Origin of the sequence: Palleronia aestuarii (genome assembly GCF_003253995.1) — a bacterium.
In the GTDB taxonomy this organism is placed as follows: Bacteria; Pseudomonadota; Alphaproteobacteria; order Rhodobacterales; family Rhodobacteraceae; genus Palleronia; species Palleronia aestuarii.
This window is the reverse complement of record NZ_QKZL01000008.1, coordinates 62,654-87,077: the sequence shown is the minus strand read 5'-3', so window position 1 is coordinate 87,077 and position 24,424 is coordinate 62,654. Positions and strand designations below refer to the sequence as shown.

The following is a 24,424-nucleotide window of genomic DNA, read 5'->3' as shown; positions in this document are numbered from 1 at the left end:
AGGGCGGCATGTTATGACGCCCGCGACCCTGATTGGATGGCCATCATGAACCTTTTTGCCAGGATGCGCGACGACGTGATCGCGAGCCTCGACGCGATGTCCGCGGACGGTATCCTCCCCGGTGGACTGGCGACGGACGCGGTGACCGTGGAGCCCCCGCGCGATCCCGCCCATGGCGACATGGCGACGAACGCCGCGATGGTCCTCGCCAAGCCCGCCGGGATGAAGCCGCGCGACATCGCCGATGCGCTCGCCGGGCGCCTCGCCGCGCGGGACGACATCGTCGCCGCGGATGTGGCGGGACCGGGTTTCCTGAACCTCCGCCTTGCCCCGTCGGTCTGGCAGGAAACGATCGCCACCATCCTTTCGGATCCCGACTACGGACGTTCCGGAATGGGGCAGGGGCGGCGGGTCAACGTCGAATACGTCTCCGCCAACCCGACCGGTCCGCTTCATGTCGGCCATACGCGGGGCGCGGTGTTCGGCGATGCCCTGGCCTCGCTTCTCGCCTATGCGGGCTGGGACGTGACGCGCGAGTATTACATCAACGACGGCGGCGCGCAGGTCGACGTGCTCGCCCGCTCGGTGTACCTGCGCTATCTCGAGGCGCACGGGCAGAAGGTCGCCTTCCCCGACGGGACGTATCCCGGCGATTATCTGATCGCGGTCGGAGAGCGGCTCAAGGACCTGCACGGCGACGCCTTCGTGGATACGGGCGAACAGGTCTGGCTCGACGAGGTCCGCTCCTTCGCGACGGAGGAGATGATGCGGATGATCCGCGAGGACCTCCTCGCGCTCGGCGTACGGATGGACCGGTTCTATTCGGAAAAGTCGCTCTACGGGACCGGCCGGATCGAGGCCGCGCTCGACGATCTCGACGGCAAGGGCTTGATCTACCAGGGCACGCTCGAGCCGCCCAAGGGCAAGCTGCCGGAGGATTGGGAGGCGCGCGAGCAGACGCTCTTCCGCTCCACCGCGCATGGTGACGACGTGGACCGCCCGGTGAAGAAATCCGACGGCGGCTGGACTTATTTCGCCCCTGACATCGCCTATCACTACGACAAGATCGACCGCGGCTACGACGCGCTCATAGACGTCTTCGGCGCCGATCACGGCGGCTACGTCAAGCGTATGAAGGCCGCGGTGAGCGCGCTGTCGGACGGGCAGGTGCCCCTCGACATCAAGCTCGTGCAGCTCGTCAAGCTCTTCAAGAACGGCGAGCCCTACAAGATGTCGAAGCGCGCCGGCACCTTTGTCACGCTGCGCGACGTGGTCGACGAGGTCGGCCCGGACGTCACGCGCTTCACGATGCTCACGCGGAAGAACGACGCCCCGCTCGATTTCGATTTCGCCAAGGCGGTCGAGCAGTCAAAGGACAACCCTGTCTTTTATGTTCAGTACGCCCATGCCCGCTGCCGCTCCGTCCTGCGTAAGGCCGAGGCGGAGGGGATCGCGGCGGGTCCGGCCATCCTCTCCGATCCCGCGGAGATCGAGGTTGCTCGCAAGCTCGCCGAATGGCCACGCCTGGTGGAGATCGCGGCACGCGGGCACGAACCGCACCGGATCGCGTTCTACCTCTACGATCTCGCGAGCGCGTTCCACGCCCTCTGGAACCGCGGGAACGACGATCCTTCGCTGCGCTTCGTGCAAGACAGTGACCGGCAAGCGACAGCGGGCAAAATTGCGCTGCCGATGGCTGTTGCGATTGTGATTTCCGCCGGGCTTGGTATCTTAGGCGTGGTACCTGCCGAAGAAATGCGCTGATCTTAAAACGGCGACGCGGCGGTACCTGGAACGAGGCGAGTGGCAGTGACGTGGCGGGCGATACAGGATGCCCTCCGCACAAAGAGGCAGGCATGACACATCACGAGATTGGACTGAACGGCTATCCGGTCGGGCATGGCTTGGCATTTCAGAGACTCGCGAATGTCTCGGGGGCGCTCGTTTCCGTAGCGCTGATCGCGGGGCTCGGCACCTGGGGCTACAATTTGCTCGTGCGCGACGTGACGGGCGTGCCGGTCATCCAGGCGATGGAAGGCGCGTTCCGCATCGCTCCCGAAGAGCCGGGTGGAATGAACACGCCGCATCAGGGGCTTGCGGTCAACGAGATCGCGGCGGAAGGCGGGGCGACCGGTCCCGCGGATACCGTGACGCTCGCGCCGCCGCCCGTCGATCTCGCCTCCGAGGATCGCCCCGCAGCCGATCTGCGTGCCGAGATGGCGCGCGAGGCCGAGGCTGTCGCGGAGATTGCGCGTGCGGAAACCGCGGCTCTGTCCGATTCTGCAACTGACCGAACGGAGACGTTGCCGGAGGCCGAGACTGTCGCCGAATCCGGGATCATCATCGACGATACGCCCGGCGACGCGTCCCCGACCGATATGGCCGTGGCCGAAGCGCTCGCCGGTGCGTTTGAACCGGAGGCCGTCGTCACAAACGCCTCCCTCGGCGGTGCGATTTCGCCGCGCCCGGAGCCCCGCCCGGGTTCCCAACAGGCGTCGGTGCCGTCACCGTCCATCGCTCAGCCCCGCGTCGATCCGTCCGAGGCGCCCGAGATCGCGGCTGCCTCGATCGCGCCCGGGACGCGGCTTGCCCAGCTTGGCGCCTATCCCGACGCGCGGATGGCACGCGCGGAATGGAACCGGATCGGCGAGAGCTTCGCCGAATATTTCGGCGGCAAGCGTCGTGTCGTGCAGGAAGTCACGACCGGCGGTCGGACCTTCTATCGCCTGCGCGCGGAAGGATTTGCCGATCTCGCGGAGGCCCGGCGCTTCTGCTCCGCCCTCGCGGCCGGCAACGCGGAATGCATCCCGGTCGAATTTCGGTGACGCAGGCCGCGATCCTCGGGTGCGAGGGGGTCGACCTCTCCCCCGACGAGGCGGCCTTTCTCGCCGGGATCGATCCCTTCGGCATCATCCTCTTCGCGCGGAACATCTCCACGCCCGACCGCTTACGCCGCCTGACGGGCGACCTGCGCGACGCCCTGGGCCGCGACGTACCGATCCTCGTCGATCAGGAGGGCGGGCGCGTGCAACGGCTTGCCGCGCCGCATTGGAGGGCATGGCAACCGCCGCTCGATCACGTGGCGAAATCTTCCGATCCGGAACGCGCGATATGGATCCGGGCACGGCTCATCGCGGCCGAACTTCATGAGGTCGGGATCGACGTCAATTGTATCCCGACCGCGGACGTGGCGCGGGAAGAGACCCATCCGTTCCTGAGGAACCGTTGCTACGGCACCGATCCCGATCGCGTGGCGGCCCTCGGGCGAGCGACGGCGCAGGGCCTTCTCGCAGGTGGTATCCTGCCGGTTATGAAGCACATGCCCGGACACGGGCGGGGCCGGGCCGACAGCCATTACGACCTGCCCGTGATCGACGCTCCGGCGGAGGCGCTGGAAGAGGATTTCGCCCCCTTCAGGGCCCTCGCAGACCTGCCGATGGGAATGACGGCGCATATTGTGGTCAGCGCGTTCGGGAAACATCCGGCCACGCAGGATCCAGCGCTGATCACGCTGATCCGGGAGAGGATTGGCTTCGACGGTCTTCTGATGAGCGACGATCTGTCGATGGAGGCGCTCGGCGGCACCCTCGCGGAGCGCACGGCGGCCGCGATCGGCGCGGGTTGCGACATCGCGCTTGCCGGTCATGGGGACAGGTCGGAGAAAGAGGCCTGCGCCGCCGCGGCCGGGCCGATGACGGCAGAGGCCACGCGTCGTGCGGAGGCCGCTCTCTCCAAACGCACTCCGCCCGAGCCGGCCGATCTCGACGCACTCGAGGCGGAACTCGCGGCGCTCATGGACGGCCCCGTCTATGCCTGAACCGCAGGAGGAGGCGGACGCCGTTGCCGAACGGGTGGCGGCGGAGGCGCTGATCGTCGACGTGGACGGTTTCGAGGGGCCGCTCGACCTTCTCCTGATGCTGTCCCGCACGCAGAAGGTCGATCTGCGTCAGATTTCCGTTCTCGCGCTCGCGCGCCAATATCTTGCCTTCGTGGAACGCGCGCGGACCCTCAGGATCGAGCTTGCCGCCGATTATCTCGTCATGGCCGCGTGGCTCGCTTTCCTGAAGTCCCGCCTGCTCCTGCCGCCTGACCCGGACGAGGAGGGTCCATCCGGCGAAGAGATGGCGGCCCATCTCGCTTTCCAGCTCGAACGGCTCGAGGCGATGCGCGAGGCCGCTGCAAAGCTGATGGCGCGCGACCGTCTGGGGCGCGAGATCTTCGCCCGTGGCCTGCCCGAAACCGTGGAGCGGGTCCGCTCGATCCGCTATACGGCCACCCTCGTGGACCTCATGCAGGCCTATGCGCGCGTGCGGACCCGTGACGAATTCCGGCCCTTCGTCCTCGATCGCCACGCGGTGATGAGCATGGAGGAGGCGCTCGACAGAATGCGGGGGCTCATCGGCTATTCCGGCGACTGGACGGATCTCGCGGGCTACATGCCGGACGGCTGGAGCGAGGATGCGGAGAGACGCCGCTCGGCGATGGCGAGCCATTTCGCGGCCTCTCTCGAACTCGTCAAGGAGGGGCGGATCGACATTCGTCAGGGGGCGCTCTTCTCGCCGATCGAGATCCGCGCACGCCGCGATGAGTGACGATGCGAGCCGCCCGCTCTTCGATCCGCCCCCTCTCGATGCCCAGGAGCGGATGGTCGAGGCGATCCTATTCGCGACCGCGGAGCCCATCAGCGTGGCGGACATGAACGCGCGCATGCCGCATGGCTGTGACGCGGCGACGGCGCTTGCCCTCCTGCGCCGCCGCTACGAGGGGCGCGGCGTGCGGCTAGTGAAGGTTGGCGAGGCCTGGGCGATGCGGACCGCACCCGACCTCGCCTTTCTCATGCGGCGCGAGATCGCCGAGAGCCGGAAACTCGGACGCGCGGCGATCGAGACGCTGGCGATCATCGCCTACCACCAGCCCGCCACGCGCGCGGAGATCGAGGAGATCAGGGGTGTGAGCGTGAGCCGCGGCACGCTCGACCAGCTTCTCGAACTCGAATGGATCCGTTTCGGCCGCCGACGCGAGACGCCCGGACGTCCCGTGACCTTCATGGTGACGGAGGCGTTTCTCGACCATTTCGGGCTCGAGACCGCCCGTGATCTGCCGGGATTGAAGGATCTGCGCGAGGCGGGCCTGCTCGAGAGCACCTTGCCGGAGCCGTCGGACGGGGCGACAGAGACGGATACCCAGGTCGATATGTTCGATGCGGAAGGGAATGACGACGCCGGGTGATCCGGCACGCTTTCAGCGGAAGTGCTTCGAGAGCTTCAGCCCCTGTCCCTGGTAGTTCGAGGCGATCTCCTGACCGTAGAGGCGTTCGGGTAGTTCCGCCATCCGCTCGTAGACAAGGCGGCCCACGATCTGTCCGTGCTCGAGCGCGAAGGGGGCCTCGTGGCAGCGAACCTCGAGCACGCCGCGCGCGCCCCGTCCGCCGGCCGTGTCATGGCCAAACCCGGGATCGAAGAACCCCGCGTAATGGACCCGGAACTCACCCACCATGGCGAGATAGGGCGCCATCTCCGCGGCGTAGGCGGGCGGGATCGTCACCGCTTCCCGGCTGACGAGGATGTAGAAGGCACCCGGATCGAGGATGATCCGGCCAGCCCGCGCGCGCACGTCTTCCCAGAAATCCGCGATCGGGTAATGCCCGATCAGGTCGAGATCGACGATGCCGGTATGTGGCTTGGCGCGGTAGCCCACGAGATCGCCGCTCTCGGGCATGAGATCGACGGAGAAGCCGAGGCCGTCGCCGATCACCGCGGGACCGTCGACGAGCCCTTCGCTGTCGTGCAGGCGCGACAGCGCCGCATCGTCGAGCCTCGCCTGGCCACGGCGGAAGCGGATCTGCGTAAGCCGCATGCCCGGTCGCACGAGAACCGAGAAGGATCGCGGACAAATCTCCGCGTAAAGTGGGCCGTCATATCCTTCGGAAACCCGGTCGAACTCGGTTCCTCCATCGGTGATCACCCGCGTCAGCAGGTCGAGCCGCCCGGTCGAGCTCTTGGCATTGGCGACCGCACGGATCCCGGTTGGAAGCCGAAGCGATTCCATGAGCGGGACGAGGTACACGCACCCTTTCTCGAGCACCGCTCCCGGCCGCAGGTCGATCTCGTGCATCGCAAATTCGTCGAGCCGTTCCGCGACCCGATGCGTCTCTCCCGGCAGGAAGGAAGCACGGATGCGGAAGGCCCGCGTCCCGAGCCGCAGGTCGATCGACGCGGGCTGAACCTGATCTCGTGCGATCTCCGGTACGGCGTGTATCACGCCTTCCGCGACGAGGCCGCGGAGCGCCTGCATCGGAAGGATGCCCGGGCTCACCGGGACGGATGGGCGATCTGCCCCGATAGGTAGCGGAATGAAATGGTCGGGCTAGCAGGGTTCGAACCTGCGACCTTCCGTCCCCCAGACGGACGCGCTACCAGGCTGCGCCATAGCCCGACTTCGAGGCCTTTTACAGGGCTTGGCGGTCGGCGCAAGTCCGGATTAGACATCCTCGCGATCCATGCGCCGTGCAAGCTCCCGCGCCCGGTCGAGGAGGGGGCCGAGACGCTCCGAACGTCGCGAAAGCGCTTGGGGATCGAGGGCCATGAGCTTTGCGAGCAGGAGCGGGGGCAAGGTTTCCCCGCCAGCAGATTCATCAGCTACGAAAGGCTGGTCCGGCCCCGGAGCTTCCGCGAATCCGGCCACGTGATGGTGGGACGGAGGAGCATGGATTGGCAGGATCGACGCCCAGTCATCTCGTTCGGGATACGACTCCTCGAAAGATGCGTCCGACTCGCTTCCTACTGCCGTGGCGTGCGGTCGTGTTTCTTCTTCGGGGTCGGATCCGTGCTCTTCGTCGGAGGTGGGCATGTCTTCATCCACAGCGTGCTCCGCCTCCAACGTCGGTTCCGTCTCGGGCGGGACCGCATCGCAGTCCTCGACAAAGGCGAAGTACTCGTTCTCCTGCACGTCGTCCCGATCAGGTTCTGACGGAGCTCTCTCCAAGCCGGGGTCGAGGGGCCGGGAGAGGCTGCAGACGTGGTGCACGCCCTGCTCGCGCAGAAGCTTCTGCGCGCCCCGTATCGTCAACCCGTCATCGTGCAGCAATTGCTTGATGCCACCGAGCAGCCGCATGTCGGCCGGGCGGTAGTAACGGCGCCCCCCGGCACGCTTGATCGGCTTTACCTGGCTGAAGCGGGATTCCCAGAACCTCAGAACATGGGTCGGCACTTCGAGCCACGTCGCGACCTCGCTGATGGTCCTGAAGGCGTCCGGGGATTTAGACATGGCGCTATCGCTTGTTGCCGGCAGCGACCCGGTCCTTCATCAGGTGCGACGGCCGGAAGGTCAGGACGCGGCGGGGCAGGATCGGCACTTCCTTCCCGGTCTTCGGATTGCGCCCGATGCGCGCGGCCTTGGAGCGGACGGAGAACGTGCCGAAGGACGAAATTTTGACGGTTTCCCCGGAAGCGAGCGCATCCGACATATGCCCGAGGACCGACTCCACGAGCTGCGCCGATTCGTTCCGGCTGAGCCCCACTTCGCGGAACACCGCCTCACTCAGATCCATCCGCGTCAATGTCTTCTCGCCCATCAGACCCCCCGGCTCGGTTTGGGCGACAATGGGTTCACGAGGATTCAAAGTCAATAACAAGCGGTTGCAGGAAGGCCCGGATCCTCCGTTTCAGCGGCCATCGCAAACACCCGCCTCCAGCTCGCAACTTTCGACCGCGTTTTCGGCAATCGAAGGACGCGACGCGCCGGGCATCCGATCCGAGGGCTGCGCCTCGAGAGCATGCGAGATGAGGGCGTAGAGCGCCGCAACGGCGAGCGCGAGAAGACGGAAATACAGCATGGCACACGAACCGGACAACAAACGCGCCGCACCCGAATTGCGCGGTGCGCCCAAGCTAGAAGAGCCTGTCCGGTTCGGGCAATATTTTCGCGCTGGACGAGGGGGAAAATTTTAACCCGTGGTTAACGGGGACGCGTGCGGTGCACTACCATCTCAGCGTGACGGAACCCCAAGCGAGACCGCCGCCGATCGCTTCCGTGACGATGACCTGGCCCCGGCGCAAGCGGCCGTCCGCATTGGCGACGCTGAGTGCCAGGGGGATCGACGCGGCGGACGTGTTGCCGTGATCCTGTACGGTCACGACGACACGGTCGAGGGACACGCCCATGCGCTGCGCCGTCGCGCGGATGATCCGCAGGTTGGCCTGGTGAGGAACGACCCAGTCGACATCGTCGGGCGAGAGACCGGCCTTGGCGAGGGAGGCATGGGCAGTGTCGGCGAGCTTCTCGACGGCATGGCGGAAGACTTCTTTCCCCTCCATGCGCAGGTGTCCGACCGTATCGGTCGAGACGCCGCCGTCGACGTATAGGATGTCGCGGTGTCGTCCGTCGGAATGCAGATCGGCGGCAAGGATGCCCCGGTCCGCATTGGTGCCCGCTTCTACGGCCGCCTCGAGGACCAGAGCGCCGGCGCCGTCGCCGAAAAGCACGCAGGTCGTCCGGTCGGTCCAGTCCATGATCCGGCTGAAGGTCTCGGCGCCAATCACCATCACGCGCTCGGCCTGACCCGACATGATCATCGAATTGGCCGTCGCAAGCGCATAGACGAAGCCCGCGCAGACCGCCTGGACGTCGAAGGCGAAACCGCGCTCCATGGCGAGGGCGTTCTGGACCATCGTCGCGACCGAGGGAAAGATGAGGTCGGGCGTGGAGGTGGCGACGATGATGGCGTCGAGATCTCCAGCCTCCATGTCGGAATCGGCCAGCGCCGCGATCGCGGCGTTGGTCGCGAGGTCCGACGTCGTCTGGCCTTCCGCGCAGAAATGCCGTCGCTCGATTCCCGAGCGGGACCGGATCCATTCGTCGGTTGTCTCGAGCGTCGCTTCAAATTCGTGATTTTCGACCACCCGTTCGGGCAGGTAATGGCCGACCCCGCGGACCTGCGCGCGCACGAGTGTCATGCCGGGTCCCTGCCACGGAGATCGTCGTTGCTCCGCAAGACCTCCGCATCGGCGAGCCGGGCTGCCAGACGCTCGTTGAACCCCGACTGCGCCAAGCGAAAGGCGAGCTTGATCGCGGCCGAGATGCCCGTCGCATCGGCCGCCCCGTGGCTCTTGACCACCGTGCCGTTGAGACCGAGGAACACGCCGCCATTGACGCGGCGCGGATCGATACGCTTCTGGAGCCTCTTCAACGAGGTCAGCGCCAAGAGCGCCGCGGTCCGCGACAGGATGCTGTAGCTGAAGGCCTCGCGCAGGGAATCGCGGATCAGCGATGCCGTTCCCTCGCCGGTCTTCAGGGCCACATTCCCGGTGAAGCCGTCGGTCACCACGACATCGACGCGATCGGACGGAATATCGCCGCCTTCGACGTAACCCACGAAATCGAATGAGGCGCGCTTGGCCGCCGCGGCGATGAGGTCGTGGGCCTGCTTCAGCTCGGACCGGCCCTTGTGTTCTTCCGTCCCGACATTGAGCAGCCCGATCCGGGGCCGCTCCAGATCGAGGCCGTTGCGCGCGTAGGAGGCGCCCATCAACGAGAACTGCAGAAGCTCGTCGGGGTCGGCACGGATATCGGCGCCCACGTCGAGCATCACGTTGAACCCCGCCGGGTTGCGCGAGGGCCAGAGACAGGCGATCGCGGGCCGGCTCACCCCGTCGAGCTTGCGCAGCCGGATCATCGAGATTGCCATGAGCGCGCCGGTATTCCCGCAGCTCACGGCCACCTCCGCCTCTCCGTTGCGCACAGCCTCGATCGCCGACCACATCGACGTCGACTTGCCGTGGCGCACGACGTGGCTCGGCTTCTCTTCCATCGTGACGACATCCGACGCATCGCGAAGCTCGACCCGGTCGTCGAGCTTGGCCCGGGCGATCAGCGGAGCGAGCTCGGCTTCCCGACCGTGCAGGATGAACGCGATGTCGGGGTTCTTGTCGGCCGATTTGGACATGCCCGCCACAACGGCCGACGGACCGCCGTCACCCCCCATCGCATCGATGGAGAGCGTGACACGGCCGGTAGGGGGGCGATGCGGCGTGGACGGCGAACCTGACGGCATGGCGCCGGGCAAGCGGTTCAGGCCGCGTCGTCGTCGAGGTCGATCTCGTCGGCCTGTACCACGATCTCGCGCTCGGCATAGTGGCCGCAGGAGCCACAGACGTGGTGCGGACGCTTCAACTCGCCGCAATTCTGACATTCGTGCGGATTGGCGGCGGTCAGCGCGTCATGGGCGCGGCGCATGTTGCGGCGCGACTTGGTGACTCTGTTCTGGGGGACAGCCATGATGTGACCTTCGGGTTGGAGGGCGTTTCCCGACGCCCATCGTGAACGGGGCCACTGGCCCTCTTAAGGATTGAGGTGGCCGAATACGCTCATCACCGCACGGGATCAAGCCCCGTGATCCGGGAGGGCGTACAAATATCGTTCCGGTGCGACGGGGCAGCCCGCCCGTGACCTGCTCTGGCCAACAGGGGCGTGCCGCGCCATAAGGCGTGGATCGCAACCAGGTCAGGACCCGCCATGTCCCTGCTATTCCCGCGCGCCGAGGCGCCGTCCGTCGACATCCGCGGCATGGGGCAATTGCCCATCCACCGGATATTCTGCGTCGGTCGCAATTATGCCGAGCATGCGGCGGAAATGGGAGGAGAGGTGGATCGCGAAGCGCCCTTCTATTTTCTGAAGTCCGCCCATTCGGCGATCACGCGCGAGGGACCCATTCCCTATCCGCCGGGTACCCAGGACCTGCATCACGAAGTGGAGCTCGTCGCGGCCCTCGGGGAGAGCGCGGAGATCATTGCCTATGGCGTCGGGCTCGACATGACGCGCCGCGACCTGCAGGCCCGTGCGAAGGAAAAGCGCCGGCCCTGGGACCTGGGAAAAGATTTCGAGGGGTCGGCGATCCTCGGGACGATGCGTCCCGCGCGGGACATCTCGATCGAGACTGCGCGTATCGCACTCACCGTCAATCGCGCGCTGCGCCAGGAAGGCAGGATCTCGGACATGGTCTGGTCGCTGCCCGAAATCGTCGCCGACCTGTCGAAGTTCTACACCCTGCAGCCGGGCGATCTGATCATGACGGGAACGCCGGCGGGTGTGGGTGCTGTCGTGCCCGGAGACCGCCTCGATGCCACGATCGACGACCTGCCGTCGCTTCGGTGCGTGATCGAGGAGCCCGCCTGATCGCGGTCGCTGATCGTCACAAGACCGTCACTTCGCCGCGCTAGGAGGCAACCGGGCGGCGTGCGCTATTTCGTGGGGCTTGTACACGCGCGGACGCCAGATATAGTCGCGTTGACGTCGGGGCGGGACTCCCCGCCCTGGGCTTCGGGATACGAGTCGCAGGGCAGGAGCGAGTTTCGACGATGCAAGGTGATTTCAGGACGAGTTTCGTCCGCGAGCCGAACAATCTCAAACATCATCCGGCCCTGGTGCTGAACGCGGATTACCGCCCCTTGAGCTATTACCCCCTGTCGCTCTGGCCCTGGCAAGAGGCGGTGAAGGCGGCGTTTCTCGACCGGGTGCAGATCGTCGCGGAATACGACAGCGTGGTCCGCTCTCCCACGACCGAGATCCGAATACCCTCGGTCGTCGTCCTCAAAGATTACGTGAAACCTCAGAAGCGCGTGGCCTTCACGCGCTTCAATCTTTTTCTGAGGGATGAATTCTGCTGCCAGTATTGCGGCTCGCACGGGGATCTGACCTTCGATCACGTCGTGCCGCGCTCCCGTGGTGGGCGGACGAGCTGGGAGAACGTGGTCGCGGCTTGCGCGCGCTGCAACCTCTCGAAGGGCGCGAAGGGGCTGATGGAGACGGGCATGTCCCTGCGCAAGCCGCCCCGTCAGCCGGGCGCGGAGGAGCTGAAGAACATGGGACGTCGCTTCCCGCCCAACCACCTCCACGAAACCTGGACCGATTTCCTCTACTGGGATGCGGAGCTCGAGGCGTGAGGAGCGATCCGTTCTTCCACCCCGTCTCCGGTGCGGTCCTGCCACGCTTCGCGGGCGTGCCGAGCTTCATGCGGCTTCCCCATCTTGCCCCCGATCATCCGCGGCGCGCGGAAGTGGAGGTCGCCCTTTTCGGCATGCCGTGGGACGGGGGCACGTCGAACCGCCCCGGCGCCCGGCACGGACCACGTGCCCTGCGCGACGCGTCCACCATGGTGCGCGCAGAACACGGCGTGACCGGCTTCCGGCCTTTCGAGGCGATGGCCTGCGCCGATCTCGGCGACGTGGCGGTCAATCCGGTGGATCAGGACGAGACGCTCGACGCGATCACGGCATTCGTCGGCGATATCGTCCGCGGCCGGGCGCGGCCGCTCGGCGTTGCGGGCGATCACCTCTGCACGCTCCCGGTGCTGCGCGGTCTGAAATCTGCGGAACCGCCCGGGCTCGTGCTTCTCGACAGTCATACCGACCTCTATCCGCTCTATTTCGGCGGCTCGACTCTGACCCACGGCAACCCGTTCCGGGTGGCGGTGGAGGAGAGGCTGATCGATCCGGCCCGCAGCATCATGATTGGGATGCGGGGGACGCGGTACAATGACGAAGACCGCCTCTTCGCGCGCGATGCCGGGATCCGCGTCGTGCCGATGGACGAACTTGAGGAGCGCGGGATCGCTGACGTCGCGGAGGAGGCGCGCGACATCGCCGGCGGGGGGCCTGCCTATCTCTCCTTCGATATCGACTTCATCGATCCGGCCTTCGCGCCGGGCACCGGAACGCCCGAAGTGGGCGGACCGACATCGGCCGAAGCGCTGCGGCTCCTTCGGGCGCTCTCCGGGCTCGAACTTGTCGGGGCCGACCTCGTCGAGGTCTCGCCGCCGTTCGACAATGGCGGGATCACCGCCTGGCTCGGCGCGTCGGTCCTCTTCGAATTGCTGTGCCTCATGGGTGACGAGACCCCGCGTTAGCGGTCACATCTCTCTTGACCTCCTCGGGACGCCGGGCGATCCCCGGAACTATCTGGGAAAGGGTACGTCATGGTCTCGCGCGTCATTCCGGTCGAACCGTTCGACCTCGTCATCTTCGGCGGCACCGGCGATCTCGCGCGCCGCAAAATCCTGCCTGGCCTCTACCGCCGTTTCGTCTCGGGCCAGATGCCGCCGGAGGCGCGGGTGATCGGGGCGGCGCGTTCGGAATTCGACGACGCCGGCTATCGCAACGAGGTGCGCGACGCGCTCGTCGAGTTCATCGCGAAGGACAAGCTCGACGACGACCGGGTCGCGGCCTTCCTCGATCGCCTCCACTACGTCGCGATCGACGCGACGGGTGAGGCGGGCTGGTCCGAGCTTGCTGACCTGATGCGCGAGAATGTCGTGCGGGCCTTCTACTTCTCCGTCGCACCGAGCCTTTTCGGCGCGCTGGCGGAACGTCTGCATATGCACCGCATAGCAGACGCGGATTCGCGCATCGTGGTGGAGAAGCCCTTCGGCCGCGACCTCGCCTCTGCCCGCCAGTTGAACCAGACGCTGGCGGAGCATTTCGAGGAGACGCAGATCTACCGCATCGACCATTACCTCGGGAAGGAGACGGTGCAGAACCTGATGGCTGTGCGTTTCGGCAACGTCCTCTTCGAGCCGCTCTGGAACGCGCAATATGTCGACCATATCCAGATCACGGTGGCCGAGACCGTCGGCGTCGGCGGACGCGGCGGGTATTACGACAAGTCCGGCGCGATGCGGGACATGGTTCAGAACCACCTGATGCAGCTTTTGTGCCTGATCGCGATGGAGCCGCCGTCGCGCTTTGATCCCGATGCGGTGCGCGACGAGAAGCTGAAGGTCATCCGGGCGCTCGAGCCGGTCGAATCGCGCGACATCGTCCGCGGGCAGTACCAGCGCGGCAGCAATTCTGCCTCCTACCTCGAAGATGTCGAGGACGAGCAGAGCCGGACGGAAAGCTTCATCGCAATGAAGCTCCACGTCTCGAACTGGCGGTGGGCGGGCACGCCCTTCTACGTGCGCACCGGCAAGCGGCTGCGCGCCCGGCAATCGGAGATCGCGGTCGTCTTCAAGGACGCCCCCCATTCGATCTTCGGGGAAGAGGCGGGGCGGCACCGCAACATCCTGACGATCCGGCTCCAGCCCAACGAGGGCATGACCCTCGGCGTCACGATCAAGGAGCCGGGGCCGGGCGGTATGCGGCTCATCGACGTGCCGCTCGACATGACCTTCGCGGATGCTCTCGGTCCCGACAACGACGACGTGACCGATGCCTACGAACGACTGGTCATGGACGTGATCCGCGGCAACCAGACGCTCTTCATGCGCGGCGACGAGGTGGAGGCCGCCTGGGCCTGGACCGATCCGATAATCGAAGGCTGGCAGATGCGCGACATGCGGCCCAAGCCCTACGAGCCCGGGACGGCAGGACCGGAGGAATCGGCCATGCTGCTTCACCGCGAGAATCGCCGCTGGCGCGCGATCCGCGACTAGGCCCGGACGATGCGGCAGTTTGCGGATCCGGACGGCGTCCGGCGACGTTGAGTCGCGACAGACAAGGAACCGGCGATGGAACTGATAGAATATTCCGACGCGGAAATGATGATGGTGATGCTTGCGGACAAGCTTGCCAGCGAAATCTCGAAGAGTTTCAGCTCGCACGATCACGTCTCGATCGCCGTGCCCGGCGGCTCCACCCCCGGGCCGGTCTTCGACACGCTTTCGGGCGCCGATCTGAAATGGGACCGCGTTCACATCCTGCTCACCGACGAGAGGATGGTGCCCCCCGATCATGAGCGCTCGAACGAACGGCTCCTCAGGTCCCACCTGCTGCGCGACAAGGCGGACGCCGCGACATTCGTCCGGCTCGTGCCCGATGCTGAGACGGACATGGAGACGCTCGAGGCGCGGCTGGCGCCCGAACTGCCGCTCTCGATCCTGCTCCTCGGAATGGGGTCGGACATGCATACCGCATCGCTCTTTCCCGGTTCCCCGCAACTCGCGGCCGCGCTCGCCACGGACGCGCCGCCGCTGATGCAGATCGACGCCCCCGGGGGGCTGGAGCCGCGGATCACGCTGACGGGACCGGTCCTGCGCGGCGCGCTCTCGACCCATGTGGTCATCATCGGAGACGAGAAGCGCGAGGCGCTCGAACGCGCCCGCCGCCTCGATCCGGCGGAAGCGCCGATCGCGGCGATACTGGGGGAAGCTGACGTGCACTGGGCGAAGGAGTGAAGGTGATGTGGGATGCATTGAAGGCCAGGGCGGAGGCATCGGAAGGCCTGCGCATCGCGGATCTCCTATATGCGGATCGCGTGCGGGACTTCGCCGTCGAGGCCTGCGGTCTGCGCTTCGACTATTCCAAGACGACGCTCGATGCCGAAGCGCGCGAGATCCTTCTCGGGATCTGCGAGGCCGCCGATCTTCCGGCGCGGCGTGATGCCATGTTCACGGGAAAGCCCATCAACGAGACAGAGGGACGTGCCGTTCTTCACACGGCGCTGCGCAATCTCTCGGGCGATCCGGTAGAGGTGGGTGGCGTCGACGTCATGCCCGAAGTGCTCGAAACGCTCTCGTTGATGGAGGCCTTCGCGACGGCGGTGCGCGACGGCAGCGCCGCGGGGCAGGGCGGGCGGATCACCGATGTCGTCAACATAGGCATCGGCGGCTCCGATCTCGGGCCCGCCATGGCGGTGCAGGCGCTCGCGCCCTACCACGACGGACCACGCTGCCATTTCGTTTCCAACGTCGATGCGGCGCATGTGGCCGACATCCTGCGGCCGCTCGACCCGGAGACGACGCTGGTCATCGTCGCCTCCAAGACCTTCACCACGATCGAGACGATGACGAACGCGGCAACGGCGAAGGCCTGGATGGCCGAGGTCGTCCATGCCCCGGGAGAGCAGTTCGCCGCGCTCTCGACCGCGAAAGCCAAGACCGCAGAGTTCGGCATCCCCGAGGATCGCGTCTTCGGTTTCGCCGACTGGGTCGGCGGACGCTATTCGATGTGGGGGCCGATCGGGCTGTCGTTGATGATCGCCATAGGGCCGGAGGCGTTCCGCGCCTTCTTGCGGGGCGCGGAGGCGATGGACCGTCATTTCCGGTCCGCCGAGCCGCTCGAGAACATGCCGGTGATGCTGGCGCTCGTCGGGCTCTGGCACAACCAGGGTTGCGGACATGCCACCCGCGCCGTTCTGCCCTACGAACAGCGGTTGGCCCGGCTTCCGGCCTATCTTCAGCAACTCGAGATGGAATCGAACGGCAAGCGCGTGGCGATGGACGGGACCACGCTCCCCGTTCCGTCCGGCCCGGTCGTCTGGGGCGAGCCCGGGACGAACGGGCAGCATGCCTTCTACCAGCTTATCCACCAGGGGACGCGGGTGATCCCTTGCGAGTTCATGGTGGGCGCCGAAGGGCACGAGGAGGATCTGCGCCACCAGCACGCGCTCCTCATCGCCAATTGCCTTGCCCAGGCGGAGGCCCTGATGCGCGGACGCAGTTTCGAGGAGGCCAAGGGCCTTCTCGGCGCGAAGTTCGACGGCGCGGAGCTCGAGCGGCAGGCGCGCCACCGCGTCTTTCCCGGCAACCGGCCTTCGACGATGCTCCTCTATCCCAAGCTTACGCCGGAAGTCCTGGGCCAGATCGTGGCGCTCTACGAACACCGGGTCTTCGTGGAGGGCGTCTGCCTCGGCATCAATTCCTTCGATCAATGGGGCGTCGAGCTTGGCAAGGAGCTTGCCAAGGCGCTCGAACCCGTCGTGACGGGGGAGGAGGATGCTGAGGACAAGGACGCGTCGACCCTTACCCTCGTCTCCTGGCTGCGAGCACATCGGGAATGATGGCGGCGGGGCAGCAGATGGCGGCCCTGACCCTTGCAGTAGTCGATCCATCGCGGTCGCGCGACTTCTATGCGGACGGCTTCGGCTGGGTCCCCGTCTTCGAGGCGCCGGGCATCATCTTCTACCAGATGAACGGGTTCGTCCTCGGGCTCTACCGCCTGCCCGATTTCGAGGAGGATGCCAATCTCGAGGTCGGGAGCGGACCTGGCGGTGTCGCCATGGCCCACAACGTCGCGACCGAGAACGAGGTCGTCCCCCTCATGGAGCGGCTTCTGAAGGCGGGCGGACGGCTCCTGCGTCCCGCCGATGCACCGCCCCATGGCGGGTTTCGCGGCTACGTCGCCGATCCCGACGGCCATGCCTGGGAGATCGCGTGGAACCCCGCCTGGCCGATCGACGGCGAAGGTCACGTCACGTTCGGCGCCTGATCGTCGAACGCCAAAAGTGTCGGGTTACGGATCGAGACGCCCTGCCGCAGGACGCGATCTGTTGCCGTCGAGCAGCCGCTTCCCATGATGCCGCCATCGGCGCTACGCAGCGAACAGCCCCGCGCGGAACCCAGGCGATTGAATGCCTATCCACGCGGGGCGCAAGAGGATCCGTCTAGAGCAGCGCCTTCACTTTCTCGGCCACCGCTTCCGCGGTGATCCCGAAATGCGCGTAAAGTTCCTCGGCCGGGGCGGAGGCGCCGAAGCCCTCCATGCCCACGAAGCCCGCCTTCGCCTCCCGGCCGCGTTCGCCGAGCAGCCAGCGATCCCAGCCGAAACGAGAGGCCGCCTCGATCCCGACGCGGACCGCACCCGCGGGCAGGACCCGCCGGCGATAGGCCTCGTCCTGTGCCTCGAAGAGCTCCCAGCAGGGCATCGAGACGACACGCGTGCCGATCCCCTCCGCCTGCAGGATATCTCGCGCGGTGACGGCGATCGAAACCTCTGAACCGGTCGCCATGAGCACCGCCTGCCGCTTGCCGTCGGCCTCCCGCAGCACGTAGGCACCCTGCGCCGAGAGGTTCTTCGACTTGTGCTCCAGCCGCATCGCGGGCAGGCCCTGCCGGCTCAGGGCGAGCACCGAAGGCCTGTCGGTAGCGGTAAGCGCCAGTTCCCACGCCTCGATCGTCTCGACCGTGTCGGCGGGTCGGAAGACCTGCAGGTTCGGCGTCGCGCGCAGCATGGCCAGATGCTCCACCGGCTGGTGCGTCGGGCCGTCCTCGCCGAGGCCGATGCTGTCATGCGTCATGACATAGATCGCGGGCGCCCCCATCAGCGCGGAAAGACGCATGGCCCCGCGCGCGTAATCGGCAAAGCACATGAACGTGCCGCCATAGGGCCGCACGCCGCCATGGACGGCGAGACCGTTCATCGCCGCGGCCATGCCGTGCTCGCGGATCCCGTAATGGATATAGCGGCCCTTCCGGTTCTCGGCGGAGAAGACGCCGAGATCGGGGGTGAGCGTGTTGTTCGAACCCGTGAGGTCGGCGGACCCGCCCAGCATTTCGGGCATGATCGGGTTGATGACCTCGAGCACCATCTCGGACGATTTCCGCGTCGCGACCTTCGGCTGGCTCTCCGAGATCTGCTTCTTCAGGGCACGCAGCGTGGAGGCGAGCTTGCCCGGCGTCTCGCTCCGCATCACGCGGTCGAAGAGCTTTCGCTTCCCCGTGCCGAGTGCCTCCACCCGCTCTTCCCAGTCGCGGCGGGCCTGGTTGCCGCGCTGTCCGACTTCCTCCCACCAGCACTTGATCTGCGACGGGATGTCGAACGGCGCATGTTCCCAGCCATAGACCTCGCGCGTGTCGGAGATGAGCTTGGCGTCAGTGAGCGCCCCGTGCCCCTTCGCCGTGTCCTGCGCGGAGCTTCCGAGCGCGATATGGGTCTTGCACGCGATCATCGACGGGCGGGGATCGGACTTGGCTGCTTCGATCGCGGCGTCGATCGCGTCCGGATCATGGCCGTCGCAGCTCTGCACATGCCAGCCCGACGCCTCGAACCGCTTAACCTGGTCGGTGCTGTCCGCGATGCTGACCTTGCCGTCGATCGTGATGTCGTTGTTGTCCCAGAACACGGTCAGGTGGCCGAGGCGGAGGTGGCCGGCCAGTGCGATGACCTCCTGGCTAACACCCTCCATCAGGCATCCGTCCCCCGCGAAGGTCCAGGTCCGGTGATCGACGATCTTGGAGCCGAACCGGGCGCGGAGCGATTCCTCCGCGATCGCCATGCCGACGGCCGAGCCCAGACCCTGTCCGAGCGGGCCGGTCGTCGTCTCCACGCCCTTGGCGTGACCGTATTCGGGATGACCCGCGGTGATCGCGCCGAGCTGGCGGAAATCGCGCACCTGCTCCAGCGTCATGTCCTCGTATCCCGTCAGATAGAGCAGCGCGTAGAGCAGCATCGAGCCGTGGCCCGCCGAGAGGACGAACCGGTCGCGATCGGCCCAGTCGGGGTGGCTCGCGTCGAACTTGAGATGCTTCGAGAAAAGCACCGTAGCGACGTCGGCCATCCCCATCGGCATTCCCGTATGCCCGGAATTCGCCGCCGCGACGCCGTCCATCGCGAGCATCCGGATTGCGGCCGCACGGGACCAGTGATCGGTGTTCCGGGCCATGATGTTGGCGATATCCACGAACGATCCTCCATTGAGCCGATAGACAGACCGGTGATAGCAGGCGGTGGTGCGAGTTCAAGCGGCACCACGCCCGTTCTCGCGGTGGTCACTCCGCTGGCACTGTCGAAGAAGCGGACCTCGCGACGTGCGGAAGCCGGGGCCGTCGACCATTCGGACGATGCCGCCGCCCGCATAAGGGCATGAACATGTCGTGAGGTCAGGGGTGGAGGCGAGTACCGGAATCGAACCGGTGTACACGGATTTGCAATCCGCTGCGTAACCACTCCGCCAACTCGCCGAAAGCCCTGTGGTGGCGTGGTTCTATGTCGGCGCAATTCCGACCGCAAGGGGCGGGGCGACCGGGATGGTGGATTGCGGCTTCCCCCGTCGGGTGTCGTCGCTTCGCCACGCGGTGGACCGCAAACCGCATCTGCCGTTGCCGACCCGGACCTACTGTGGCAATCGGGGGACGAGCCCGAAAGATAGGAGCGGGGTGTTCGATGGCCGATTACGCGCTGCGACGCAGGATGATGGTCGATACCCAGGTACGTCCATCCGATGTCACGAAATTTCCCGTCATCGATGCGATGTCGCGTATCAAGCGCGAATTGTTCGTGCCGTTGCGGTTGAAGGAGGCTGCCTATCTCGGCGAGAACCTCCCTCTCGCGCGGGATCGGGTGATCCTCGAACCCCGGACCATGGCGAAGATGCTCGACGCGCTCGACGTCTCGCCCACGGACCTGGTCCTCGATCTCGGCCCCGGCATGGGCTATTCCGCCGCCGTCCTGGCCTACCTCGCCGAAGCGGTCGTTGCGGTGGAGCCCGACGAGATGATGGCGAGCGAGGCGGAAGCCGCTCTTTCGGAAGCGGGGATCGACAATGTCGCGATCCATCGCGGACCGCTCGAGGACGGTCTCGCGAAATACGGCCCCTATGACGTCATCGCCATCGAGGGCGCGGTCGACGTGTTCCCGTCCGCGCTCGCCGATCAGCTCGCCGAAGGCGGACGCGTCGCTTGCATTTTCATGGAACGCGCGCTCGGCGTCTGCCGGCTTGGCATCAAGATCGACGGTCGGATCAACTGGCGCTATGCCTTCAACGCCAGCGCGCCGGTCCTTCCCGGCTTTGCGGGCAAGCGGGAGTTCTCCCTATGACGATCCTGCGGCGTTTCGGCGCCCTCGCCCTGACCGGCCTTCTCTGTTTGCCGGCTTTGCCCTCCAGGGCGGAAACCCTGACCGACGCCCTGATCCTTGCCTATCGCCACAGCGGTCTTCTGGAGAAGAACCGCGCGGTGCTCCGCGCGGCCGACGAGGACGTGGCACAGGCCATCGCGACGCTTAGGCCGATCATCTCCTACACCGCAAGCGCCGCGCGCCAGTACCAGTTCCCGAACGACGGCACTTCCGAAAGTATCTCGCCCCTGATCCCGGGCCAGAGGAACAGCGACGACAGCTTCAATTCCGCCTCCTTCTCGATCTCGGCCGACCTGCTGCTCTGGGACGGCCGGCAGACCGCGCTCGCTGTCGATGCCGCTAGAGAACTCGTTCTCGTGACCCGGGAAGCGCTGACCGCGGTGGAGCAGCAGATCCTCTGGGATGCGGCGCAGGCTTATCTCGGGGTCCTCGACGCACAGGCCTTCGTCGAACTGAGACAGAGCAACCTTCAGCTTCTGAGCCGTGAATTGCAGGCGGCGCGGGATCGGTTCGAGGTGGGCGAAGTCACGCGCACCGATGTCGCGGTCGCCGAGGCTGCGCTCGCCTCCGCGCGTTCGCTGCTCGCCACGTCGCAGGGCGATCTCGATCTCGCCCGCGCCCAGTACGTCGAGGCGGTCGGCCAGCCGCCCGGAAACCTCGCTCCGACGAGCGCCCTGCCGCAGACGGCCGCCACGCTCGAGGCGGCTCAGGCGATCGCCCGGCAGACCCATCCCACGATCCGCCGGGACATGCGCTCCATCACCGTCGCGGAGCTGAACGTGGAGCGTGCGGAACGGGCCGTGAAGCCGACGATTCGGGCCCGATCCTCCTTCACGATCGGGCAGGATTTCGAGGAAACCGGGTCGATCGGTCTCGAGATGTCGGGTCCGATCTATCGCGGCGGCGAGATCACCTCGATCTACCGTCAGGCCATTGCCAACCGCGACGAGACCCGCGCCGATCTTCACATCACCGTCGACGACGTCCTCCTCCAGGTCGCGCAGGCCTGGGCACAGCTCGCGGTGTCGCGCGCGAGGATCGATGCGAGCCAACTCGAGGTTCGTGCGGCGCAGGTCGCGTTCCGCGGCCTTCAGGAGGAGGCGACGCTCGGCGCGCGGACCACGCTCGACGTGCTCGACGCGGAACAGAACCTCTCCGACGCACGGGCCAATCTCATCTCCGCCCAGACGTCGGAAGTCCTGGCGTCGTTCCAGCTCCTTGTGGCGATGGGGCTGATGACGGTCGAGCATCTGAACCTCGGGATCGTCACCTACGACCCGTCCGTCTATTACAACGCCGTCCGTAACGCGCCGTCCCGCAAGGTCAGCCCGCGCGGGGAAAAGATGGACTCGCTTCTCCGCGCGCTCGGCAAGAACTGATCGGCGCGTGAATGGGGGATTTCGGCATGTCCGGATCCGACAAAGAGGAAAACGGAGCGCGGCCTGACGCATCCGGTGGCGGAGCGGCCATGTCGGGTGGTGCGACCCCCCTGCGACTCGAGCCCGACAATCGGATCGAAGCCACTCGCGCCACGGAAGCCGGACCGCTTCGCCTCATGCCCTCGAAGAATGGCGTCCCTTCGCTGGATGATCGTGTCGCGCGACTGCAGGCGGCTATCGACGCCGCACCGCAGGACAATGTGACGAGTGAACCTTCCCACGTTGCGTATCCCGTGACAGTATCCCCGACGAGCGCGGGAGAATCCGGGACCGCGCCGCTGCGCCGCGAAGAGGATCCCGCCCTTGAGCAAATGATCGCGGACATCGTCCGGCAGGAATTGCGCGGTATCATGGGCGAACGTCTGACGCGTAATCTGCGTCAGATGGTTCAGCGCGAAGTCCGGCGCAGCCTCGCTTTCAGGGACAGCGAATAGGCGCGGCAATCTCGAGAAGCATGTCGAGATCGAAATGGGCCTCGAGGTGGTCCGCCAGATCATCGAGCGTCCGCTCCACGCTCTCCTCATAGAGTGCGGCCGGTCCCATATCTCCGAGCTGGCCTAGGTACCAGTGGCGGAACTCATCACCCGAGAAAAGCCCGTGGAGATAGCACCCGGCGATGCGCCCCGACGTCGAACTCGCGCCTTCGGGTCGTCCTGCGATGCCGAGCCATGGCCGCTCGCAATCGGGCCCCGATGTTTCGCCCATGTGAATTTCGTATCCCGCAACCGGCAGATCGGTCCCGAGGTGACGCGTGTGTGTCAGGGCAAGCCGCTTTGCCGGTCGCATATGGGTGACCACGTCGAGATGCCCGAGGCCCGGCACGCGCCCCGGAGGGCCTTCGACGCCGTCCGCGTCGACGATTTCCTTCCCGAGCATCTGGTAGCCACCGCAGATCCCCAAGACATGGCCGCCGCGACGGACATGCGCGGCGAGATCGATGTCCCAGCCCTGGGCACGAAACCTCGCCAGATCGGCGATCGTCGATTTTGAGCCCGGCAGGAGGATGAGATCGGCGTCGCCGGGCAACGGGCGACCCTCCGTCACGATGTCGAGCGCCACGCCGGGTTCGGCGGAAAGCGGATCGAGATCGTCGAAATTTGCGATCCGCCCGAGTTTCGGCACCGCGATCCGAATCCCCTCCCGGCGGGCGGGAGCGGACAGATCGAGGATGTCCTCGGCCGGCAGGCGCCAGGCATCCTCGAACCACGGCACGAGCCCCAGCGCGCACCATCCGGTCCGCACGGCGATCGCGTCCATTCCCGCGGCGAAGAGCGCCGGATCGCCACGGAACTTGTTGATCGCGAAACCCCGAATGCGGTCCCGGTCATCGGCCGGCAGCACGGCATGCGTCCCGACGCATTGCGCGATGACCCCGCCGCGGTCGATGTCGCCCACGAGGATCACGGGGATGTCGAGGGCCTCCGCGAAGCCCATGTTCGCGATATCGCCAACGCGCAGGTTGATCTCTGCTGGACTTCCCGCGCCCTCGACGAGGATGAGATCGGCGGTGCGGGAAAGGCGGTGGAAGCTCTCGACGACGCGAGGCAGGAGGGTGGCCTTCTGAGTGCCGTAATCGCGGGCGCGCAACGTGCCCATCCGCGCGCCCTGCACGATGACCTGCGCGCCCTCGTCGCTCTCGGGCTTCAAAAGCACGGGGTTCATGTCCGTCAGCGGCGCACGTCCCGCGGCGCGAGCCTGGAGCGCCTGCGCACGTCCGATCTCACCGCCATCCTCGGTGACAGCGGCATTGTTCGACATGTTCTGCGGCTTGAACGGCGCGACCGAAAGGCCGCGGCGGAGGCAGGCCCGGGCGATACCCGCGACCAGCATGGACTTGCCGACGTTGGAGCCTGCCCCCTGGATCATCACGGCACGGGTCAATGTCGCGGCGGCCCCCAAACGCGTCGTGTCATCCGGGGCAAAGGCCCGGGGTAGAAAACGACGACGCCGCAGGCGGAGCCCACGGCGTCGTCGGAAGCATACCGGTCGGGATCAGGCGGCCTCGGCCTCGGCCTGCGCGGCGTGGCGGCGTTCGCTCTCCTCGCGGCTCAGCGCGACGGAGGTGCGGATACCCTTCGAGACAAATTCCATCAGCCCGGTCACGACCCGCTCGTTCGGGTCGATTCCGGCGCAGCTCAGCACTTCGCGCCCATCGCGCGACCGCGCCCACCGCGCAATTTGCTCGGGACCATTGCCGTATTTCTTGTCGTCCGCGATGGCATCATCGAGCGCGGCGAGGACCACGGCGGCAAACAGCTTGCGCGCCCGGTTGCCTTGCTCGTGATTGAAAGCGGTTCCATCAACGAAGTCGGACATTCGTCTTCCTTGCTCTTATTCTTGTCTTGGTTAGCGTGGCGCCCCTTATGGACGCTTTGATCCAGCGCAGGGTCCCTGTTTCGGAATGGCACCCTTGCGGAAGAT

General features: G+C 66.3%; 25 protein-coding genes and 2 tRNA genes. 15 read left to right on the top strand and 12 right to left on the bottom strand.

Annotated elements, in window-relative coordinates; translation table 11 throughout:
* Window positions 1–45 precede the first annotated feature (45 nt).
* The 5 genes from argS (at window position 46) to scpB (ending at window position 5,229) form a co-directional block, all read left to right on the top strand.
* Window positions 46–1,764, top strand: coding sequence for an arginine--tRNA ligase (gene argS / locus LX81_RS11270; protein ID WP_111537421.1), 1,719 nt, complete (start codon window positions 46–48; stop codon window positions 1,762–1,764).
* Between the two features lie 92 nt (window positions 1,765–1,856).
* On the top strand, window positions 1,857–2,825 hold the full coding sequence (locus LX81_RS11265) for an SPOR domain-containing protein (protein WP_111537420.1): 969 nt from the start codon (window positions 1,857–1,859) through the stop codon (window positions 2,823–2,825).
* The gene (locus tag LX81_RS11260; protein WP_234822580.1) at window positions 2,822–3,817 is read left to right on the top strand and encodes a glycoside hydrolase family 3 N-terminal domain-containing protein; all 996 of its coding nucleotides are present in this window, start codon (window positions 2,822–2,824) and stop codon (window positions 3,815–3,817) included. The genes LX81_RS11265 and LX81_RS11260 overlap by 4 nt, the downstream gene beginning before the upstream one ends.
* The gene (locus LX81_RS11255) at window positions 3,810–4,592 is read left to right on the top strand and encodes a segregation and condensation protein A (protein ID WP_111537418.1); all 783 of its coding nucleotides are present in this window, start codon (window positions 3,810–3,812) and stop codon (window positions 4,590–4,592) included. The genes LX81_RS11260 and LX81_RS11255 overlap by 8 nt, the downstream gene beginning before the upstream one ends.
* A complete protein-coding gene (gene scpB / locus LX81_RS11250; RefSeq protein ID WP_111537417.1) occupies window positions 4,585–5,229 on the top strand; it encodes an SMC-Scp complex subunit ScpB in 645 nt (214 codons plus the stop codon). The genes LX81_RS11255 and scpB overlap by 8 nt, the downstream gene beginning before the upstream one ends.
* Before the next feature lie 12 nt (window positions 5,230–5,241).
* Here scpB and LX81_RS11245 read toward each other — a convergent pair whose 3' ends face one another.
* From LX81_RS11245 to rpmF, 8 genes are all read right to left on the bottom strand, one after another.
* The gene (locus LX81_RS11245) at window positions 5,242–6,315 is read right to left on the bottom strand and encodes a 2'-deoxycytidine 5'-triphosphate deaminase (protein ID WP_272939479.1); all 1,074 of its coding nucleotides are present in this window, start codon (window positions 6,313–6,315) and stop codon (window positions 5,242–5,244) included.
* A 43-nt stretch (window positions 6,316–6,358) separates the two neighbouring features.
* Window positions 6,359–6,435 (bottom strand) — tRNA-Pro (locus LX81_RS11240).
* Window positions 6,436–6,480: 45 nt separating this feature from the next.
* Complete coding sequence (locus LX81_RS22780; RefSeq protein WP_234822579.1) at window positions 6,481–7,266, bottom strand: MerR family transcriptional regulator; 786 nt, start codon at window positions 7,264–7,266, stop codon at window positions 6,481–6,483.
* Window positions 7,267–7,270: 4 nt separating this feature from the next.
* Entirely contained in the window at window positions 7,271–7,573 is a 303-nt protein-coding gene (ihfA, locus tag LX81_RS11230) for an integration host factor subunit alpha (RefSeq protein ID WP_111537415.1), read from the bottom strand.
* Window positions 7,574–7,663: 90 nt separating this feature from the next.
* On the bottom strand, window positions 7,664–7,834 hold the full coding sequence (locus LX81_RS22195; RefSeq protein WP_170133921.1) for a hypothetical protein: 171 nt from the start codon (window positions 7,832–7,834) through the stop codon (window positions 7,664–7,666).
* Window positions 7,835–7,979: 145 nt separating this feature from the next.
* Window positions 7,980–8,954, bottom strand: a complete 975-nt coding sequence (locus tag LX81_RS11225; RefSeq protein ID WP_111537414.1) for a beta-ketoacyl-ACP synthase III — start codon at window positions 8,952–8,954, stop codon at window positions 7,980–7,982.
* A complete protein-coding gene (plsX, locus tag LX81_RS11220) occupies window positions 8,951–10,051 on the bottom strand; it encodes a phosphate acyltransferase PlsX (RefSeq protein WP_111537482.1) in 1,101 nt (366 codons plus the stop codon). Before plsX ends, LX81_RS11225 begins: the two co-directional genes overlap by 4 nt.
* A gap of 17 nt (window positions 10,052–10,068) precedes the next feature.
* Window positions 10,069–10,275, bottom strand: coding sequence for a 50S ribosomal protein L32 (gene rpmF / locus LX81_RS11215; protein ID WP_111537413.1), 207 nt, complete (start codon window positions 10,273–10,275; stop codon window positions 10,069–10,071).
* 237 nt (window positions 10,276–10,512) lie between these two features.
* On the opposite strand from rpmF, the gene LX81_RS11210 reads away from it, so the two are divergent.
* From LX81_RS11210 to LX81_RS11180, 7 genes are all read left to right on the top strand, one after another.
* Window positions 10,513–11,172 (top strand): fumarylacetoacetate hydrolase family protein, encoded by a 660-nt coding sequence (locus LX81_RS11210; RefSeq protein ID WP_111537412.1) that lies wholly within the window; start codon window positions 10,513–10,515, stop codon window positions 11,170–11,172.
* Between the two features lie 182 nt (window positions 11,173–11,354).
* A complete protein-coding gene (locus LX81_RS11205) occupies window positions 11,355–11,939 on the top strand; it encodes an HNH endonuclease (RefSeq protein WP_111537411.1) in 585 nt (194 codons plus the stop codon).
* The gene (gene speB / locus LX81_RS11200) at window positions 11,936–12,901 is read left to right on the top strand and encodes an agmatinase (protein ID WP_234822578.1); all 966 of its coding nucleotides are present in this window, start codon (window positions 11,936–11,938) and stop codon (window positions 12,899–12,901) included. The genes LX81_RS11205 and speB overlap by 4 nt, the downstream gene beginning before the upstream one ends.
* 69 nt (window positions 12,902–12,970) lie before the next feature.
* Window positions 12,971–14,425: a glucose-6-phosphate dehydrogenase gene (gene zwf / locus LX81_RS11195; RefSeq protein ID WP_111537410.1), complete on the top strand. Its 1,455-nt coding sequence runs from the start codon at window positions 12,971–12,973 to the stop codon at window positions 14,423–14,425.
* 75 nt (window positions 14,426–14,500) lie between these two features.
* Window positions 14,501–15,166, top strand: coding sequence for a 6-phosphogluconolactonase (pgl, locus tag LX81_RS11190; protein WP_111537409.1), 666 nt, complete (start codon window positions 14,501–14,503; stop codon window positions 15,164–15,166).
* A 5-nt stretch (window positions 15,167–15,171) separates the two neighbouring features.
* A complete protein-coding gene (gene pgi / locus LX81_RS11185; RefSeq protein WP_111537408.1) occupies window positions 15,172–16,770 on the top strand; it encodes a glucose-6-phosphate isomerase in 1,599 nt (532 codons plus the stop codon).
* Between the two features lie 17 nt (window positions 16,771–16,787).
* Entirely contained in the window at window positions 16,788–17,198 is a 411-nt protein-coding gene (locus tag LX81_RS11180) for a VOC family protein (RefSeq protein WP_234822577.1), read from the top strand.
* 175 nt (window positions 17,199–17,373) lie between these two features.
* On the opposite strand, the gene tkt is transcribed toward LX81_RS11180, so the two are convergent.
* Window positions 17,374–19,371 carry a transketolase gene (tkt, locus tag LX81_RS11175; RefSeq protein WP_373280282.1) on the bottom strand — a complete coding sequence of 666 codons (1,998 nt, stop codon included), beginning with the start codon at window positions 19,369–19,371 and terminating at the stop codon, window positions 17,374–17,376.
* A gap of 224 nt (window positions 19,372–19,595) precedes the next feature.
* Window positions 19,596–19,669, bottom strand: a tRNA-Cys gene (locus LX81_RS11170).
* Window positions 19,670–19,871: 202 nt separating this feature from the next.
* Here LX81_RS11170 and LX81_RS11165 point away from each other — a divergent pair.
* Genes LX81_RS11165 through LX81_RS11155 form a run of 3 tightly spaced genes read left to right on the top strand, consistent with a single transcriptional unit; the run spans window position 19,872 to window position 22,437 of the window.
* The gene (locus LX81_RS11165) at window positions 19,872–20,525 is read left to right on the top strand and encodes a protein-L-isoaspartate O-methyltransferase family protein (protein WP_111537405.1); all 654 of its coding nucleotides are present in this window, start codon (window positions 19,872–19,874) and stop codon (window positions 20,523–20,525) included.
* On the top strand, window positions 20,522–21,943 hold the full coding sequence (locus tag LX81_RS11160) for a TolC family outer membrane protein (protein ID WP_111537404.1): 1,422 nt from the start codon (window positions 20,522–20,524) through the stop codon (window positions 21,941–21,943). The genes LX81_RS11165 and LX81_RS11160 overlap by 4 nt, the downstream gene beginning before the upstream one ends.
* 26 nt (window positions 21,944–21,969) lie before the next feature.
* A complete protein-coding gene (locus tag LX81_RS11155) occupies window positions 21,970–22,437 on the top strand; it encodes a hypothetical protein (RefSeq protein WP_146259414.1) in 468 nt (155 codons plus the stop codon).
* On the opposite strand, the gene LX81_RS11150 is transcribed toward LX81_RS11155, so the two are convergent.
* Window positions 22,421–23,884 (bottom strand): cobyric acid synthase, encoded by a 1,464-nt coding sequence (locus LX81_RS11150; RefSeq protein ID WP_111537480.1) that lies wholly within the window; start codon window positions 23,882–23,884, stop codon window positions 22,421–22,423. The genes LX81_RS11155 and LX81_RS11150 overlap by 17 nt on opposite strands.
* A 111-nt stretch (window positions 23,885–23,995) precedes the next feature.
* Window positions 23,996–24,319, bottom strand: coding sequence for a DUF6280 family protein (locus tag LX81_RS11145; protein ID WP_111537402.1), 324 nt, complete (start codon window positions 24,317–24,319; stop codon window positions 23,996–23,998).
* Between the last annotated feature and the right edge of the window lie 105 nt (window positions 24,320–24,424).